The sequence below is a fragment of the Isoptericola sp. NPDC055881 genome (genome assembly GCF_053615895.1).
This window is the reverse complement of record NZ_JBSHCR010000007.1, coordinates 25,566-40,514: the sequence shown is the minus strand read 5'-3', so window position 1 is coordinate 40,514 and position 14,949 is coordinate 25,566. Positions and strand designations below refer to the sequence as shown.

Here is a 14,949-nt window from a genome sequence, read left to right as displayed (position 1 = left end):
GTCGTGACGCGGGAGGGCAGCGCGGTTCCGCCCGGCGGGGGCCGTGCTCGCGAGGCATCGTTGCCAGGGAGGCCCACGGAGGTGCGGGAATGACGGCACGACTCACGACCGGACGCACGCGACGGCGCCCACCGTCTCCCGAGGACGCCCTGGGCTATGAGCTGCGGACGGACCTGCTGACGCGGGTGGCGCACGCGCACGACGCGTCGCACTACCTGCTGCGGCCGGAGGTCGTGGTGCGCGCGGACGGTGTCGACGGCGTGGTCGCCGCGATGCGGGAGGCGAGCCGGCGGGGTCTGCCGGTGACGTTCCGCTCCGGCGGCACGAGCCTGTCGGGGCAGGCGTCGGGTGCGGGGATGCTCATCGACACGCGCACCCGGTTCACGCGCGTGGAGGTGCTGGACGGCGGGGAGCGGGTGCGCTGCCAGCCCGGCGCCACGCTGCGGCTGGTCAACGGCCACCTGGCTCGGCACGGTCGTCGCCTCGGCCCGGACCCGGCGAGCGAGATCGCGTGCACGGTCGGGGGAGTGGTGGCGAACAACTCGTCCGGGATGTCGTCGGGCACCACGCGCACGGCGTACCGGACGGTCGAGTCGATGACGGTGGTGCTGGCGAGCGGCACCGTGGTGGACACCGGGGCGCCCGACGCCGACGCGCGCCTCGCGGCGCGGGAGCCGGACCTGCACCGTGGGCTTGCCGCGCTGCGCGACCGCGTCCGGTCGAGCCCGGCGATGCGCGCCGAGGTCGAGCGGCAGTTCGCGATGAAGAACACCATGGGCTACTCGGTGAATGCGCTGCTCGACCACGACTCCCCGGTGAAGATCCTCGAGCACCTGCTGGTGGGCTCGGAGGGCACGCTCGGCTGGGTCGCCGACGTCACCTTCCGCACCGTGCCCCTGCTGACGAAGGTCGCGACGACGCTGCTGGTCTTCGACTCGCTCGAGCGCGCCACGGACGCGCTGGTGCCTCTCGGCCTCTCCGGGCCGGAGGCGATCGAGCTCATGGACGCCGCGTCGCTGCGCGTGGCGGCCGCCGACCCGAAGGCGGACCCGTCGATGCGGTCCCTCGCGCGCGGCGCGGGCATCACGGGGCAGACGGCGCTGCTCGTCGAGTACCGCGCGGCGACCGACGACGCCCTCGCGCCCCTGCAGGACGCCGCGCGCGCCGTCGTCGACGGCCTCGCGCTGGAGGTGCCCGCGACCCTCACGACCGACCCCGCCACGCGCGAGCGCCTCTGGCGGGTGCGCAAGGGCCTGTACACGGCGGTCGCCGGCGCCCGGCCGGCCGGGGCGACGGCGCTGCTGGAGGACGTCGTCGTCCCTGTCCCCGACCTCACCGCCACGGTGCGCGACCTGGGCGGCCTGTTCGCCCGGCACGGGTACGACGACGCCGTGACGTTCGGGCACGCCAAGGACGGCAACCTGCACTTCATGATCAGCCCCCGTCTCGGCGACCCGGCCGAGCTGGACCGGTACGAGGCGTTCAGCGACGACCTCGTGGACCTCGTCCTCGGCCACCGCGGCTCGCTCAAGGCCGAGCACGGCACCGGCCGCATCATGGCGCCGTTCGTGCAGCGCCAGTACGGCGACGACCTGTACGCCGTGATGCGCGAGATCAAGAGCCTGTTCGACCCGCACGGCGTGCTCAACCCCGGCGTGGTCCTCACGGACGACCCGCGCGAGCACCTGCGCGACCTCAAGGTCGAGGCGTCGGCCGGGGGAGAGGACGCCCCGCTGGTCGACCGGTGCGTGGAGTGCGGGTACTGCGAGCCCGGGTGCCCGTCCCGCACCGTCACCACGACGCCGCGGCAGCGGATCGCCCTGCTCAAGGAGCTCGCCGTCGCCCCCGAGGGGGAGCGGGAGGAGCTGGCGAAGGCGTACGAGTACTGGGGCGTGCAGACCTGCGCCGCCGACTCGATGTGCGTCGAGGCCTGCCCCGTCGGCATCGACACGGGCGTCGTGATGAAGGGGCACCGGGCGCGGTCGAACCCCGCCCTCGTCCAGAAGGGCGGCGAGGCGCTCGCCGGGTCCTGGGGGCCGGTCGTGGACGTGCTGCGCGGCGCGCTCGGCGTCGTGCAGAAGGTGCCGACGCCGGTGGTGCGCGTCGCGTCGGAGGTCGCGCGCGGCGCGGTGGGGACCGACGTCGTGCCGCGCGTCGACGGCGATCTGCCCGGGCCCGGTCCGCAGCGCGAGGAGGCAGACCTGGCGGCGGCCGACGGCGACGCGCCCCGCGCCGTCCTGTTCGCCTCCTGCATGGGCGAGCTGTTCGCCCCGGCGGACGGCGGGCTGCCCGACGACGGACGCCCGGTCGGCGCGGAGGTCGCGTTCCGCGCCCTGTGCGAGCGGGCAGGGGTCGGCCTCGTCGTGCCGCAGGGCATCGGTGGGCTGTGCTGCGGCACGCCGTGGGTGAGCAAGGGGCTGCCCGACGGCGCCGCGCGCATGGCGCGGCAGGTGCTCGACGCCCTGTGGACGGCGACCCGCGGCGGCGAGCTGCCGGTCGTGTGCGACGCGTCGAGCTGCACGCACGGCCTGGTCGAGACACCGCACCACCTGTCGGCGCAGGACGCCGCACGGTTCGCGCGGCTGCGGATCGTCGACGCCGTGACGTTCGTGCGCACCGACGTGCTGCCGGCGCTCGCGGCCCGCGGGGTCGACGTCGAGCGCCTGCCGGGCGTCGTCGTGCACCCGACCTGCGCCACCGTGCACCTGGGCGCGGTCGACGACCTGCGCGCCGTGGCCGCGGCCGTCGCGGACGACGCCGTCGTGCCCGCCGCGTGGGGCTGCTGCGGCTTCGCCGGCGACCGCGGCATGCTCCACCCCGAGCTGACCGCCGCCGCCACCCACGCCGAGGCGACGGAGGTCGCGGCAGGGGAGCGGACGCTGCCGGACGGCCGGTACGCCGCGTACGTCTCGAACAACCGGACCTGCGAGATGGGGATGGCCCGCGCCACCGGCAGGGACTACGTGCACGTGCTGGAGCTGCTAGAGGCGGCGACGCGCTGAACCGGCTCCCGCTGCCGGACCGGGCGGGTCCCGGGGGGAGGCGCCTCCCGTCGCGCGGACCCGGCCCGGCGGCCGCCCGTGGCGAACGCGATGCTCGCCAGCACGAGGCCGATCCCGACCCCCTGGAGCGCGGTGAGCGTCTCCCCGCCGACGGCGACCCCGAGGGCGACCCCCGTGACGGGGTTGAGCAGCCCGATCACCCCGACGGCGCCCGCCGGCAGGTGCCGGAACCCGCTGAACCAGCAGACGAACGCCAGCGCCGTCGCGACGACGCTCACGTAGGCGAACGCGAGCGTCTCGGAGAGCGACAGCGCGGGCGGCCTCCCCTCGACGAGGGCCGCGGCGACCAGCAGCTCCATGCCACCGACGACCAGCTGCCACGCGGTGACCGTGAGGACGGGGGTGCCGTCCTGCCACCGCTTCGTGAGGACGGCTCCGACGGACGACAGCGCCATCGAGGCGACCGACGCCGCGATGCCCCACCCGTCGAGCGCGGCGGTCGCGGTGCCGACGATCAGGAGGACGCCGGCCCCGCCCACGCCGGCCCCGACGAGGATCCGCGGCGTCGGGCGCTCGCGGACCAGCAACCATGCGGCGCCGGCGATGGCGAGCGGGCTGAGCGACATCAGCGAGGCGGCGACGCTCGCCGGGAGCAGCTGGGCCGCGAGGTACACGAGGCAGAAGAACAGCCCCATGTTGAGCGTCCCGAGCACCAGAGACCGCCACCACCATGCGCCGCGCGGCAGCCTGCGGGCGATCAGCACGAGGAGCACGCCCGCCGGCAGCGCGCGGGTCGCCGACCCCCACAGGGGCGTGTCCGCGGGGAGGAGCTGATGGGTGACGAAGTAGGTGGACCCGAACGCGACGGGCCCGACGGCTGCGAGCAGGGGCCAGCGGACGGCGTGCCACCACGGGGCCGCCCTCAAAGAAGTTTCCACGGAAACCAGTGTACTTTCCACGGAAAGTACACTGGGCCCATGGTGGAGGTTGATCGCGTCGGGACGTTCGTCGAGCAGTGGCGCCGCGAGCGTCCGGACCTCGACCCGAGCCCGATGGCCGTGATCGGCCGGATGCGCCGGGTCTCCGACGACTTCACCGCGGCGCTCGTGGAGAACTATCGGCGCTACGGGATCGGGGAGGGCGAGTTCGACGTCCTCTGCGCGCTCCGGCGGGCGGGCGCGCCCTTCGCGCTCAACCAGGGAGACCTCGCGGAGCACACCATGGTGACGGCGGGCGCGACGTCGAAGCGGGTCGACCGGCTGGAGTCCGCCGGGCTGGTGTCCCGGCAGCTGCAGGCCGACGACGGCCGCGGGCGCGTCGTCACGCTCTCGCCCCAGGGCCGCCGTCTCATCGACGAGGCCTATCCCGAGCACCTCCAGCTCGAGGAGCAGCTGCTCTCCCCGCTCTCGCGCGACGAACGGACGCAGCTCGAAGCGCTGCTGCGCAAGCTCGTCGGCGGCTGAGCGCGGCACCGAAGCCGTCGGCGTCTATGGAGCCGACCAGAGCCCTAGGGTGGTGCGGTGCCTCCTGCGATCGACCTGCACCTGCCCACCGGATCGGGTGTCTACTCCGAGCAGCAGCTGGCGGTGCTCGACGAGGGGTTCCAGGACGCCGTGCGGCTGGTCCATGACGTCCTGCACCTGAGCGGGGTGGACGTCTTCGCGGTCGACGCCCCGGACATGACGATCCCGAGCTGGGGTTGCGGCGGCTACACGTACAGTGCGCGATCCGTCGTCCTCGCGGTCGACGCGTCGCAGACGACCACGACGTCAGCCGTCCGTGCGACCCTGGTCCACGAGCTCCACCACGTGGCGCGGGAGCGAGGACCCGGGTGCGGGTCGAGCCTTCGTGACCGCGTCGTGTCCGAGGGCCTGGCCATGCTGTTCGAGGAGGAGGTCCTCGGGGCGGCGTCGGAGTTCGCGCACCAGGACGTCACCGACGCCCAGGTCGCGCGCCTGGTCGACGCGCTGGACGAGGATCCCGCCGACGACGGGCGATGGTTCTTCCGCGCCGGGGACATGCCCCTGTGGCTCGGGTACACCGCCGGCTACCGGTGGGCGCGCTCGTACGCCCGCGAACACGGGCTGAGCGCGTCCGCGCTGGTCCACGCGCCCGCCGCCGCGATCACGCGCGCGCTCGAGCACGACGAGCCGCGCTGAGACACCTCTGCCCGCCTGTCCTCTGTCGCCGTTCTGAGTGACGACCCACAAGTCGTCGTCGGGTCGCCATACCTCCGTCGTCCACGCGGACGTCCACGACCTCGAGGTAGCTCCTGACAGGTCAGGTCGGGTCCGCGACTGACGACTCATGCCGACGGTGCGGCACGTCCCTGCCGCGCTGTCTCGCGACCAGGTCCGTCAGCAGACTCGGGTACTCGGGGTGAGCGAACTCGAGCCGCGGGAACTCCTGGACGTCGACGAAGCGCAGGTCGTCGTGCTCGTCGGGCGCAGCGTTGGTGATGCGACCGGACCACGCGGGCACGAGGTGAGCGTCGAGCGCCAGGTCGCCTGACTCGACCCGGAACAGGGCCCTCGGCTCGACGACGGCCTCGACACCGAGCTCCTCGCGCAGCTCGCGGGCCAGCGCCTCCATCGTGCTCTCGCCTGGTTCGACGTGACCACCCGGAAGATCCCACACGCCCGGGTACGCACGACGTGCCGCGGACCGTAGCCCCAGCAACACAGACCCGGTGCGGAAGAGCACACCCACCACGACCCGATGCTCGAAGCTCACGCGCGCACGCTACCGCTCCGAACGCTCGCGGGACCGGGCGGCGAACTCCTCTCCGCCGGCGGGGAAGAGCACGGGGCTGAGGACGTAGCGCCGTCGTTCGCCGTCCTCGGCGGGCTCGGGGCCGCCGGTCAGGGCCGGGGTGATGGCGTCACGCAGGCGGGTGATGAGTTGCTCGACCTCGCGCGGCGAGAGCCATACGGCGTGCTGCCGATATCCGACGAGGTCGGCGGCCGGATCGGCGTCGGGGCGGTCGACGTAGGCGCCGAACTCGGCGAGCAGGGCGGCCATCGCGACGCCGAAGGCAGCCCGGTGGTCGTCGACGGTCGCGGTGCGTGCTGCTGCCGGGGTCACCGCGGCTCGATCGGGGACCAACCGGTAGGTGCGTTCGACGGCGCCGCGGACCCGCCGTTCGCTGGTCACCTCCAACAGGCCGGCGTCGAGGAGTATCGCGACCTGCCGATAGAGGGTCGCCTGGGAGACGTCGGGCAGCGCCCGGTGCAGCTGGGCGGTGGTGAGCTCTCGCCGGCCGGACAGTGCCCCGGCGATCCGCAGGCGGACAGGGTGGACGATCGGATGGTTGCCGGCCATGGACCCATGGTCTCACCGCCGCTAATGTTCTCATTCGTGCAAACAATCGCGGTACGGAATGCCGACCTCGTCCTGCAGCACCTCGACCGCGGCGACGCCCGACGTGCCCAGGCGCTGTTCGACCCCGCCGTGCGCCGGCGCCTGCCGGCGCGCCGGCTGGGGCACGCCTGGCGGCAGGCTGTGAGCGTGCACGGCGGCCTGACCGCGTGGCAGCTGGACAGCGTCGCGGTGCCCGAGGAGCCCGGCGCGCCCACGGTCGTGCGCCTGGCCTGCCGGACGCCCGGCCCGGCGCTGACCGCCGTCGTGACGGTCGCACCCGACGGCGGGCTGCTCGACCTGCAGGTGCGTCCCACCGTCCTGGCATGGGAACCACCGACCTACGCGGACGTCGAGGAGCTCGACGAGGTCGAGACCGTGATGGGTGCCGGCGACACCGCCGTGGGTGGAACCCTCACGATTCCGCACGGGAACGGCACCGTGCCCGCCGTCGTGCTGTTGTCCGGGATGGGCCCGTTCGACAGGGACATGACGACCGGGTCGAACCGGATCGGCCGGGACCTCGCCTGGGGCCTGGCCACTCGCGGCATCGCCGTGGCGCGCTACGACAACCCGAGCCATGGGGCGCCCGAGCGCGCCACCCGGCCTGGCGCCGTCGCCATGGACGACTACCGGCCGGTGCCCGACGCGGTTCGCCAGCTGGGGCAGCACCCGCGCGTGGACGCCGCGAGGATCACCCTGGCCGGGCACTCCATGGGCGGCAAGATCGCACCGCGGGTTGCCGCCCTCCTCGACGACGACCGCCGCGCCTCCCTCGGCGGTCTGATCCTCCTGGCAGCAGACGCTGCTCCGATGCCCGAGGCGGCCGTCCGGGTCGTCAAGCATCTTGCGACGCACCCGGGCACCGGCGTCGACCGGCGCGACGTCCGCCGCACCGTCCGCCAGGCCCGTCGCGCCGCCGGTCCTCGCCTGCGGCAGAGCACCCCCACCTCGCGGCTCCCCTTCGGGCTGCCTGCCTCCTTCTGGCTCGACCTGCGTCGGTACGACCCGGTCGCCACCGCGCGGCAGTCGGGTCTTCCGCTGCTGCTGCTCCAGGGCTGCCGCGACTACCAGGTCACCGTCGAGGACGACCTCGCTCTGTGGCGACAAGGTCTGGCCGACCACCCCCACGTCACGATCCGGGAGGTGCCCGAGGACGACCACTTCTTCCTGCCCGGGACAGGACCATCGCTGCCCAGGGACTACGAACAGCCGGGCCATCTCGACCAGCAGGTCGTGGACGCGATCGCCGACTGGATCCACGCGCACTGAGCCCATCGACTGAACGGCGCGGTACCTGCTCGCCACGCTCGTCACTGCGCGGCGGCTACGAGCCTGACGATCATCCCGATCCCCAGGAGGACGAGCACGGCGCCCGCAGCCTTCGTCAGCCACGGCAGCACACGGGCGAGCCGGGCGCGCGCCCGCTCGGATCCCAGCGCGACGGCGACGAACAGATCCCATGCGAGCACGACGGCGACCATCCACACGCCGTACAGCGTGAGGACGGCGGGGCCGGCGCCGGTGAGAACGGCGGCGAGGCTGACGTAGAACAGAGCGTTCTTCGGGTTGAGGAGCCCGGACGCGAGACCGAGACCGAGGCTCCGCGTCCACGCCGTGCGGGCGAGCCGAGCGGGCGAGGCGACGCCGACGTCGACTTTGGCCCGCAGGAACGTGACCCCCATGACGACCAGGAATCCGCCGCCGGCGCCCTGGACCACCTGCAACACCGCGGGACTCGTGATCGCCGCCAGCCCGCAGAACGCCGCGGCGACGAAGACGCCGTTGGCGCAGGCGATCCCCACGCACACGCCGCTGGCGCTGCGCCAGCCGCTGGTCAAGGTGGTGCGTGCGATCAGGAAGAAGTCGACCCCTGGGATGAGCAGGGCGAGAAAGTGCGCGACGGCGACGGCGAGGAACTGCTCCATCTCTCCCCAGACGTAGAGGACGACCTGTCGCCTCGAGTCTGGAGTGGTCCCGGGTGGGGGTCTTGAACGATATTGCGTCAGCGCCGGTAGGCGCCGGGGGTGGCGGCCACGTGGGCGCAGAACACCCGGTGGAAGTGGCTCTGATCGGCGAACCCGAGCGCTTGCGCGGTCTCGGCGAGCGATCTGCCCTCACGGAGCATCGTCCGCGCGGTGATGACCCTGTCGTTGTGCCGCCACGCCACCGGCGTGAGACCGGTGGCCCGCCGCATCGCCCGGATGAGCTGATACCGGTCCATCCCGGCGGCCTCGGCCAGCTCGGTGAGCGCCGGGTTCGACGCGTCCTCGTGCAGCCGGTCGAGCGCCGGCCCCAGCCGGTCCAGCAGCTCGATGTCGGTGGCGGAGGGCAACCGGTGGAGCGGTGTGGCCGCCATGCACTCGTTCAGGGCCCGGCGGAGCGTGGCCTCGACGTCTCCGGTCGCTGCCTGCCGAGCGTCGGGCCCGGCGAACAGCAGGTCGTTGACGGCGTCAAACCTCCGGTGCACGCCGCGGTCGCGGACGACGGTGATCCCCCCGAGGAGGATCTCGCCGCCCTCGGGCAGCAGGCTCGCGATCCAGCGCTGGTCGGCGTGGATCATCTGGTACTCCCAGCGCCCCCGGCCGGGGTTGCAGGCGTGCACGTGCCCAGCCGGAATGAGGATCACGTCGCCGGCGGCGAGCGGGACGGAGCCGCCCGCCGGCCCGGTGAATGCCGTCGTGCCGGTGTCGACGAGTCCGATCGAGAAGCGGTCGTGCGCGTGCGGCCGGTAGCAGGCGGCATCCTGGCAGGAGCGTCGTGACTCCAGATGTGGCAGCTCCGTGCTGTGCCAGAACTCAGCCATCGATCGTCCTCCCCCTCGGACCGTCATTCGACAAGCGCACGCCCGCCGCGCGCGGTCCGCTCATCGCGCCCCGAGGTCGTAGGCGGTGCCGCCCGCCACGGCACGGAGCTTGTCCGGGTTGGCCACGTTGCGGACCGCGATGACCCTGCCGTCGCCGTCGACCTCGACCGTGACGGTGGCCACGACCCGCCCCCCACCCCGGAAGACGATCCCGGGCTCGCCGTTGATCTCGACGAGCTCGGTCACCATGTCGGCGGGCTCGACCCCCTGATACGTGACGGTGCCGATGGCTGCGAACCACCGGGCCACGGTCTCCGCGCCGACGATCGGGCGCAGCGCCTGCCGGACCTTGCCGCCGCCGTCCGTCCAGAGCGTGACATCCGGCGCGAGCAGGTCCAGCAGCGTGTTGACGTCCCCACCCGTCGCCGCGGCGAAGAAGCGCTCGGTGACCGCACGGTGCTGCGCACGGTCGGCCGCGAACCGGGGCCGTCGGGCATGGACGTGCTCGCGCGCACGGTGCGCGGCCTGACGAACCGAGACCTCGGACCGGCCTACGGCCTCAGCAATCTCGGCGTGGCTGAAGTCGAAGATCTCCTTCAGCACGAACACGGCCCGCTCCAGCGGGCTGAGCGTCTCCAGCACCACCATCATCGCCATCGACACGGACTCGGCGCCGGTCACGGCGTCGACGGTGTCCCCGGCGGTGAGGATCGGCTCGGGCAGCCACGGACCCACGTACGTCTCGCGCTGGTACCGCGCGGACCGCAGGCGCTCGAGCGCCAGGTTCGACACGATCCGCGCCAGGTAGGCCTTCGGGTCGGCCACGTGCGAGCGGTCCGCCGACGACCACTTGATCCACGCGTCCTGGACGGCGTCCTCGGCATCGGCGGCGGAGCCGAGGACGCGGTACGCCACGGAGAACAGGAGCCTGCGGTGCTGGTGGAAGACGTCGTCGTCGGGGCCGGGCGCGCCGTCCTCACCGGCCGCCGTCACCGGGCGGCCCGCGTGTACCGGCCGCCGCGCGGCCAGAACGCACCGGAGGCGGGCAGCTTCTTCATGCGGCCGTACGTCGGCCAGGGCGAGGCAGTCACGGTCTCCTTGTACCGCACGGCCGCGCCGCCCGTCAGGCAGATTCGCCGGGGGCTGTCGTCGGGACGCGTGAACTGCACGACGGCGTCGTGCCGGCCGAGGCTCACCGGCGTGTGGTAGTACCCGAAGCGGAACGGCTTCGGCTGCCTGCCCCGCAGCACCCGGTCAATCGACAGCGCGGCGTGCACCCCCGTCGGCATCCCGCCCTGGCAGGTGCCGTGCATGACGCCGTACCCCTGGCGGATCGCTGCGGCGTCACCGACGGCGTACACGTCGGGGTGCGACACCGACCGCAGCGCGGAGTCCGTGACGATCCGTCCCCGGTCGTCCACCGTGAGACCGGCGGCGGCGGCCATCGGCGAGACGCGCGTACCGCTCGTCCACAGCACCACGTCGGCGGCGAGGACCTCCCCGCCCGCCAGCTCCAGCGTGCCGGGGAGCACCTTCGTGACCTCGGCTCCCGAGCGCACCTCGACGCCGAGCCGGTCGAGCGCCCCGCGCAGGTAGGCCCGTGCCCTCGGGTTCAGGCTCGCGCCGGGCTCCTGCCTCCCCACCAGCACGACGTCGAGGCCCGGGTGCTGCTCGGCGATCTCGGCCGCGGACTCCACGCCTGTCAGGCCGCTGCCCGCGACGACGGCGACGCCGCCCCGCAGGCCGGCGAGCCGGCGGGCCAGCACCTCCGCGTCCTGGACGCTGCCGAGGCTGTGGGCGTGGTCCTCGGCGCCGGGCACCGCCGACGTGTCGGCCGCGCCCCCGAGCGCGTAGACCAGCGTGTCGTAGGTCAGGGTCCGGTCGTCGTCGATACGCACGATCTTCGCGTCGGCGTCGACCGCCGTCACCCAGCCCTGCACGAACCGTGCGCCCGTGCCGTCGAGAATCTCGGGGATGCGCAGGTCCGCGACCTGCTGCCCGGTCGCCGTCATGGGGAAGCGCAGGCGCTCGGAGAACCGCTCCTGGGCGTTCACCATCGTCACCTGCACGTCGTCGCGCCGCCCCACGCGGGCGGCGAGCTGCACCGCCGCCGCCATCCCGGCGTAGCCCGCCCCCAGGACCACCACGTGGTGGGGAGCACGCCGGCCGGTCGTCGTGGCCGAGGTCGTCGTGTGCTCTGCCTGCTGTGCGTCCATCGTGTCCGTCTCCTCCGTAGGTCCGGTGATGCCCACGAGATGGGCGCGGCCGGGCAGAACGTGACATCGCCGCACTGTGACGCCCGTCACGTCGCGCCGGGGCATGGCGCCAGGGCATGGCGCCGGGGGTCGGCGCAGCGCTCGGGAACCTCGGCTCTGTGTCCTGTCGTGCATGTCGTCGTGCAGGTCGCGGGGCGGGCCATGTCGCCGCTTGCGTTCGAGTGCGCTCGAAGCCCTACCGTCCTCGGCATGGAACTGGACGACGCACTGAGCAGGGCGCTCCGCCTGGCGGTGGACCCGCCGGGAGGGGTGTCGGTCGAAGCGTTGCGGGAGCTCGCGCGCGACGACGATGCCGTCGAGTGGGACATCGCGACCGCGGCCGAGCATCTCGAGGTCAGCCCGCACACCTTGCGGTACTACGAGCGCATCGGGCTGGTCAGCGTCGCCCGCGACGCCGCCGGCCATCGTCGCTACGACGCGGCCGCGGTGCGGCGGCTGGTGTTCCTGACGCGGATGCGCACGTCGGGCATGTCGATCAGCGACCTGCGCCATTACGTCGACCTCGTCGACGAGGGTCGGGACACTGTGTCCGAACGCCTCGACCTGCTGTTCGAGCACCGCGACACGCTGCGGTCCCAGGTCGCGCAGCTGCAGCTCGCGCTGGCCGCCACCGAGTACAAGATCGCCACCTACCAGGAAGCGCCTCGACCATGACGACCACCACCCCGCAGCACGCCATCGACAGCCCCGAGAACCTTGCCCGCCGCCGGTACGGGCAGTCCGTCCTCGCGCAGATCGACGGGCACCAGGGCGAGGCGGTCGTCGACTCCCTGGCCGACATCAGTCCCGCGCTGGGCCATCACGTCGCGGCGTTCGCGTTCGGCGACATCTACGACCGGCCCGGGCTCGACCCGCGCAGCCGGCAGCTGGTCACCCTCGGCGTCCTGACCGCGCTCGGGGGCTGTGAACCCCAGCTCAAGGTGCACGTCGGCGCCGCCCTCAACGTGGGCCTCAGCCGCGAGGAGATCATCGAGGCGATCCTGCACGCCGCCGTCTACTGCGGGTTCCCCCGGGCGGTGAACGCGACCTTCGCCGCCCGTGAGGTCTTCACCGAGCGCGACGACGATGCCGCGCGCACGTCCGGGGAGGCTTCTCAAACCTCCACGGACTGACGGGTCCGTCCTGATCGGTGAGGTCCTGGTGTGCGGTCACGGTCAGTCTGGGGAGCGGCCCGTTCGGTGATGACCAGGCGTCTGTCGGTGGGGCTGGGCCTGGCAGGATCGCCCCATGACCTTCCCGAGCACGGCCGCTCCTCGCTTGTCCGCCGTGCCCGGTCCTGGCGCGGAGCTCGACCGTGTCCTCGCGCTGACGTCGCGCGAGCCCGTGTGGCGGTTGTCTGCCGACTCGTACCGGGCGGAGGCCGCCGAGCAGCAGTACCGGCCGGAGTGGACGTGGGCCGCCTGGGGCGCGGACGGCCAGGTCCTGGCCCGCGCGCTGTGGTGGGGGCAGAGCGACAGCACCCACCCCCTCGCGCTCGACTGCCTCGCCGTCGTCGACGACGTTCCCGCCGTCGACCGGGCTCCGCTGGCGGCCGCGCTCCTCCGGGCCGGGCACGACGCCTTCCGCGGGGCCGGCGCGGAGGCCCCGCCCCTGTACAACCTGATGCGCCTGCCCGAGTCCTGGCGGGACGACCCGGAGCACGTCAGCGCCGTCGCCTGGCGCAGGGACGCCGCCCGCCTGGCGGGTCTCGGCGTCGAGGTCGAGCGGCTCCAGTTCGAGTGGACGCCCGAGTCGCCGCTGCCCGCCGCGCCGCAACGGCTGATCTTCTCGCCGGAGCCGGACGACGAAGCCTTCCTCGCGGCGATGCTGCGGGTCGCCGAGGGCACCCTCGACGCGCACACCCGCGAGGGCGAGGCGGCACACGGGCCCGAGGCCACCGCCCGCGAGAGCCTGCAGTTCTACCTGGACCGGCCCGGAAGGCGGGAGTGGTGGCGCCTCGCGCACACCCCGGACGGTGCCCTCGCCGGTCTCGCGATCCCGTCGGCGACCCCCTACGCCCGCAACGTCGGCTACCTCGGCGTCGTCCCGGAGCTGCGCGGCCGCGGCCACGTCTCGGAGATCCTTGCCGCCATCACGCGCTTCCACGCCGCCGACGGCGCAGAGCGCATCACCGCCACGACCGACCTCGGGAACCGCCCGATGGCGGCGGCGTTCACCCGCGCCGGGTACCGGAACACCGACGTCCGCCTCATCTTCTCGGCGCCGGTGGACTAGCGCTGTCCCACAGCGTCGGACACGCGCGCTGGCGGAGCCAGGTGCACGAGGCCACACCCTCTGAGTTTCAGGGTGAACAACGCGCTACCGGCAGCACGTGCGCATGGCCGTGGTGACCACCTCCAAGCGCGCGGACTTCGAGCTCATCCACGCCACGCGCGACATCCTGCGGTTCATGGACTTCGCCCTCGTGCGCGAGGACGACACGCACGCGAAGCCGCACCCGGAGCCGTACCTGACCGGCCTGCGCCGCTTCGGGGCCGATGCGGGGGAGGTGCTGGTCGTGGAGGACTCGGCCCGAGGTCTCGGCTCCGCCGTGGCGGCGGGCATCGACTGCGCCGTCGTGCACCACCCCTTCACGCAGGCCCAGGACCTCTCGCGCGCCACACATCGCATCGCCGACCTCGCAGAGCTCGCGGACCTCGTCGTGGAGTGACTTGTACCGTCGCGCGAGCGAGCGCAGAGGCCAGGAACCTCGAACGTCTAAGGTCGGATCTGACACCAGCCGTGCGGACTCTGCAACACAGCGTCGTCGCGGTGGCCGACGGTGTTGAGTCGTGACGAGGTCAACCACATGGGTGGTTGAGGTACACGCGCCACGAGGAGCTTCATGAAGCAGCGACCTTTCCCGGCTGGAAGCGGAAGATCATGACTTCTTCCGGCTGCTATGCCTGACCCCGTCGTCAATCGCTCGGCCGAGGTGACGGCGGTCGGCGTTGGCGTCATCGCCCTCCTTGCGGTCGCGTTCCTCACCCCGGTGGTCGGGACGCTGGCCGCCCTCGCCGCTGCGGGGCTCGCCGTCCGTGCCCTCGTCAGACGCGTGGGTCGCCGTTCCTGGATCCTTGCGGGCCTCTCCCTGGCCGCATGCGGCGCGCTCCTGGGGGTCGGCCTGACGGTTCTCGCGATGGGCGTCACCGACGATGTCGGTAGAGACCCGGACGGTAACAACTCGGTCGAGGTCTTCACCTAGGCCCGGCAGGGGCGGTCCTTGAGGGTGTGGCCGGGGCGGAGCGCGCCTGGCGAGCACTCGAAGCGAGCAGCACGGAAGCGAACAGCACGCCGCGACCGCCTCGACCGGAGCAGTCGCAGGACCTGCACGCGCCACGCATCGCATCGCCGGCCTCGCCGAGCCTGCGGACGTCGCCCGCCGCGGAGGGTCGCGTCCCGGTCGCACGGACGATCGGTGGCGACGCCAAGCACGCCTGGCTTCACGGGTCGAATCTGGCACGTACCGTGCGAATCTTGCAACACTGCACCGCTTAGGTGACCGATGGTGTTGAGTCGGAGCGAGGAA

Annotated in this window: 16 protein-coding genes; 9 read left to right on the top strand and 7 right to left on the bottom strand. The window is 73.1% G+C overall.

Features of this window, described 5'->3' with window-relative positions; genetic code table 11:
* The first annotated feature begins 89 nt into the window (after positions 1 to 89).
* The gene (locus ACWGKI_RS03755) at positions 90 to 3,002 is read left to right on the top strand and encodes an FAD-binding and (Fe-S)-binding domain-containing protein (RefSeq protein ID WP_452184801.1); all 2,913 of its coding nucleotides are present in this window, start codon (positions 90 to 92) and stop codon (positions 3,000 to 3,002) included.
* Here ACWGKI_RS03755 and ACWGKI_RS03750 read toward each other — a convergent pair.
* Positions 2,960 to 3,940 (bottom strand): DMT family transporter, encoded by a 981-nt coding sequence (locus tag ACWGKI_RS03750; RefSeq protein WP_452184799.1) that lies wholly within the window; start codon positions 3,938 to 3,940, stop codon positions 2,960 to 2,962. The genes ACWGKI_RS03755 and ACWGKI_RS03750 overlap by 43 nt on opposite strands.
* 39 nt (positions 3,941 to 3,979) lie before the next feature.
* Here ACWGKI_RS03750 and ACWGKI_RS03745 point away from each other — a divergent pair, with 39 nt between their 5' ends.
* Together ACWGKI_RS03745 and ACWGKI_RS03740 are read left to right on the top strand one after the other, a co-directional pair.
* Positions 3,980 to 4,465: a MarR family winged helix-turn-helix transcriptional regulator gene (locus ACWGKI_RS03745; protein WP_452184797.1), complete on the top strand. Its 486-nt coding sequence runs from the start codon at positions 3,980 to 3,982 to the stop codon at positions 4,463 to 4,465.
* A 57-nt stretch (positions 4,466 to 4,522) separates the two neighbouring features.
* Positions 4,523 to 5,161, top strand: coding sequence for a DUF2268 domain-containing putative Zn-dependent protease (locus tag ACWGKI_RS03740; protein WP_452184795.1), 639 nt, complete (start codon positions 4,523 to 4,525; stop codon positions 5,159 to 5,161).
* Positions 5,162 to 5,282: 121 nt separating this feature from the next.
* Here the strand turns inward: ACWGKI_RS03740 and ACWGKI_RS03735 are convergent, their stop codons facing one another.
* Both ACWGKI_RS03735 and ACWGKI_RS03730 read right to left on the bottom strand, forming a co-directional pair.
* Positions 5,283 to 5,711, bottom strand: coding sequence for an NUDIX domain-containing protein (locus ACWGKI_RS03735; protein ID WP_452184891.1), 429 nt, complete (start codon positions 5,709 to 5,711; stop codon positions 5,283 to 5,285).
* A 33-nt stretch (positions 5,712 to 5,744) separates the two neighbouring features.
* Entirely contained in the window at positions 5,745 to 6,323 is a 579-nt protein-coding gene (locus tag ACWGKI_RS03730) for a helix-turn-helix domain-containing protein (RefSeq protein ID WP_452184793.1), read from the bottom strand.
* A gap of 36 nt (positions 6,324 to 6,359) precedes the next feature.
* On the opposite strand from ACWGKI_RS03730, the gene ACWGKI_RS03725 reads away from it, so the two are divergent.
* Complete coding sequence (locus ACWGKI_RS03725) at positions 6,360 to 7,631, top strand: alpha/beta hydrolase family protein (RefSeq protein WP_452184791.1); 1,272 nt, start codon at positions 6,360 to 6,362, stop codon at positions 7,629 to 7,631.
* Between the two features lie 41 nt (positions 7,632 to 7,672).
* Here the strand turns inward: ACWGKI_RS03725 and ACWGKI_RS03720 are convergent, their stop codons facing one another.
* The 4 genes from ACWGKI_RS03720 to ACWGKI_RS03705 all read right to left on the bottom strand — a co-directional run bounded on the left by ACWGKI_RS03720 (position 7,673) and on the right by ACWGKI_RS03705 (position 11,381).
* Positions 7,673 to 8,287 carry a LysE family translocator gene (locus tag ACWGKI_RS03720; protein ID WP_452184789.1) on the bottom strand — a complete coding sequence of 205 codons (615 nt, stop codon included), beginning with the start codon at positions 8,285 to 8,287 and terminating at the stop codon, positions 7,673 to 7,675.
* 77 nt (positions 8,288 to 8,364) lie between these two features.
* Entirely contained in the window at positions 8,365 to 9,165 is an 801-nt protein-coding gene (locus tag ACWGKI_RS03715; RefSeq protein ID WP_452184787.1) for an AraC family transcriptional regulator, read from the bottom strand.
* A gap of 60 nt (positions 9,166 to 9,225) precedes the next feature.
* On the bottom strand, positions 9,226 to 10,158 hold the full coding sequence (locus ACWGKI_RS03710) for an RNA polymerase sigma-70 factor (protein ID WP_452184785.1): 933 nt from the start codon (positions 10,156 to 10,158) through the stop codon (positions 9,226 to 9,228).
* The gene (locus ACWGKI_RS03705) at positions 10,155 to 11,381 is read right to left on the bottom strand and encodes an NAD(P)/FAD-dependent oxidoreductase (protein WP_452184783.1); all 1,227 of its coding nucleotides are present in this window, start codon (positions 11,379 to 11,381) and stop codon (positions 10,155 to 10,157) included. Before ACWGKI_RS03705 ends, ACWGKI_RS03710 begins: the two co-directional genes overlap by 4 nt.
* A gap of 168 nt (positions 11,382 to 11,549) precedes the next feature.
* On the opposite strand from ACWGKI_RS03705, the gene ACWGKI_RS03700 reads away from it, so the two are divergent.
* The 5 genes from ACWGKI_RS03700 to ACWGKI_RS03680 all read left to right on the top strand — a co-directional run bounded on the left by ACWGKI_RS03700 (position 11,550) and on the right by ACWGKI_RS03680 (position 14,625).
* The gene (locus ACWGKI_RS03700) at positions 11,550 to 12,095 is read left to right on the top strand and encodes a MerR family transcriptional regulator (RefSeq protein ID WP_452184781.1); all 546 of its coding nucleotides are present in this window, start codon (positions 11,550 to 11,552) and stop codon (positions 12,093 to 12,095) included.
* Positions 12,092 to 12,553: a carboxymuconolactone decarboxylase family protein gene (locus ACWGKI_RS03695; RefSeq protein ID WP_452184779.1), complete on the top strand. Its 462-nt coding sequence runs from the start codon at positions 12,092 to 12,094 to the stop codon at positions 12,551 to 12,553. Before ACWGKI_RS03700 ends, ACWGKI_RS03695 begins: the two co-directional genes overlap by 4 nt.
* 115 nt (positions 12,554 to 12,668) lie before the next feature.
* Positions 12,669 to 13,655, top strand: a complete 987-nt coding sequence (locus ACWGKI_RS03690) for a GNAT family N-acetyltransferase (RefSeq protein ID WP_452184777.1) — start codon at positions 12,669 to 12,671, stop codon at positions 13,653 to 13,655.
* A 103-nt stretch (positions 13,656 to 13,758) separates the two neighbouring features.
* A complete protein-coding gene (locus ACWGKI_RS03685; protein WP_452184775.1) occupies positions 13,759 to 14,091 on the top strand; it encodes an HAD family hydrolase in 333 nt (110 codons plus the stop codon).
* 231 nt (positions 14,092 to 14,322) lie between these two features.
* On the top strand, positions 14,323 to 14,625 hold the full coding sequence (locus ACWGKI_RS03680) for a hypothetical protein (RefSeq protein WP_452184773.1): 303 nt from the start codon (positions 14,323 to 14,325) through the stop codon (positions 14,623 to 14,625).
* Positions 14,626 to 14,949: the final 324 nt, after the last annotated feature.